A 2,243-nucleotide genomic window follows, 5' to 3' on the forward strand; every position below is an offset into this window, starting at 1 on the left:
CGCCACGCTCGCGCAGCATCCAGGCCAGGCGATTGGCGCGGGCGTCGAGCTCGGCATAGGTGAGGGTCGCACCGGCAAACGTCAGGGCCGGGGCGTCGGCGCGCTTGAGCGCCTGTTGGCTGAACAACTGCTGGATGCACTGGTCGAGGCGATGCTCACCGGTTTCCACACCCAGGCTGTCCTGCAAGGCACGTTGGTCCGCAGCGGTCAGCAATGGCAATTCGCTCAGACGCTGTTCGGGGTTTGCGATCAATGCTTCCAGCAGGTTGCGCCAATGCTCGGCCATCCGCGCAATGCGTGGTTCGTCGAACAGGTCGGTGCTGTAGGTCAGGCAGCAGCCCAGGCGATGGTCGAGGTCGGTTACTTCCAGGTTGAGGTCGAACTTGGTCGCGCGCGCATCGTTGGCCAGGTACTCGACGGTCATGCCGGCCAGTTGGCGACTCTGCTGGAACTCCCAGCGCTGCACGTTGCACATCACCTGGAACAACGGGTTGTAGGCCGCGCTGCGCGGCGGCTGCAGGGCTTCCACCAAATGGTCGAACGGCAGGTCCTGGTGGGACTGGCCCTCGATCACGGTGTGGCGCACTTGCTCGAACAACTCGGCGACATTCATCTGCCCAGTGAGCTGGCAACGCAGCACCTGGGTGTTGAGGAATGCGCCGATCAGCCCTTCGCTTTCCGGGCGAATCCGGTTCGCCACCGGCGCGCCGATACGCAGGTCGGTCTGGCCGCTGTAGCGGTAGAGCAACACGGCCAGGGTGGCGGTCATGGTCATGAACAGGGTCAGGCCGCGCTCGGCATTGAAGGCGCGTACGCGGGCGGCCAATTCATCGCTCAAATCAAAACGGTACAGCTCGCCCTTGTGGCTTTGCACCGCTGGGCGCGGGCGGTCGCCGGGCAGTTCGAGCAGCGGATGTTCGCTGCCCAGTTGCGCGGTCCAGTAGTCCAGCTGGCGCTGGCGTTCGCCGCTTTCCAACCATTCACGTTGCCACACGCTGTAGTCGAGGTACTGCACCGGCAACGGCGCCAGCGGCGACAGGCGCTCGTCGATAAAGGCTTCGTACAGCGCGCTGAGCTCACGGGCAAAGATGTCCATGGCCCAGCCTTCGGTGACGATATGGTGCAGGGTCAGCACCAGGTAGTGTTCCTGCTCGCCGGCCTTGACCAGGCACGCGCGCAGCAACGGCCCGGTCTCCAGATTGAAGGGTGTATGGGCCTCGTGATCGGCCAGCTGCTGCACGCGTTGCTCGCGCTCGGCGGGGTTCAGCGCCGAGATATCCTGCCAGTCCATGCGCAGGCCGGTCTGCGTCGAGACCTTCTGATAGGCCACGCCGTCCACACTCGGGAAGGTGGTGCGCAAGGTTTCGTGGCGCATGATCAGGGCCTGCAAGGCGGCCTCGAAACGCCCCACGTCCAGCACGCCACGCAGGCGCGCCATGCCGCCGACGTTGTAGGCCGGGCTGTCGGGTTCCATCTGCCACAGGAACCACATGCGCTGTTGGGAATAGGACAGCGGCACCGGCTGGCTGCGGTCGACCTGGGCGATGGCCGTCTGTTGGTTGCGTTGGCCCGCCGCCTGCATCAAGCCGACTTGCTCGGCAAACGCGCCGAGTTCGCTGGCTTCGAACAAGGTGCGCAACGGCAGCTCGACGTCGCAGGCCTGGCGGGTGCGGGAAATGATTTGCGTGGCCAGCAACGAATGGCCGCCGAGGGCAAAAAAGTCATCGCGCAGGCCGATCCGTGGCACGCCCAGCACCTCGCGCCAGATCGCGGCAATCTGCTGCTGCAAGGCGGATTCGGGTTCGATGTGCTCGCGGGTTTGCCACACCGGGTCCGGCAGCGCGCGGCGGTCGAGTTTGCCGCTGGGGCTCAGGGGCATGGTGTCCAGACGCATCAACAGTGCAGGCACCATGTAGTCCGGCAGCTCGGTGGCCAGGGCGGTTTTCACGTCCTGTTCATCCAGGGCGATGCTCGAGGTGTAGTAGCCGATCAACTGCGCATCACGCACCAGCACCACGGCCTGGGCGATACCGCCAAGGGCCAGCAGGCGCGCTTCGATTTCTTCCGGCTCTACTCGAAAACCTCGCAACTTGATCTGCTGATCGAGGCGGCCCAAGTATTCGAGCACGCCATCGGCGCTCCAGCGTGCGCGGTCACCGGTGCGATACAGGCGTGCGCCCGCTTCGCCCAGCGGGTCGGCGACAAAGCGCTCGGCAGTCAGCCCGGCACGCCCGAGGTAGCCG

At 65.4% G+C, this 2,243-nt stretch carries 1 protein-coding gene; it reads right to left on the minus strand.

What is annotated here, in order from left to right; all coding sequences use genetic code 11:
* A partial coding sequence (locus tag WBR57_RS12790) for a condensation domain-containing protein (protein WP_424084122.1) occupies window positions 1-2,243 on the minus strand: 2,243 nt, incomplete at both ends.

The sequence above is a fragment of the Pseudomonas sp. genome (assembly GCF_049590575.1).
In the GTDB taxonomy this organism is placed as follows: Bacteria; Pseudomonadota; Gammaproteobacteria; order Pseudomonadales; family Pseudomonadaceae; genus Aquipseudomonas.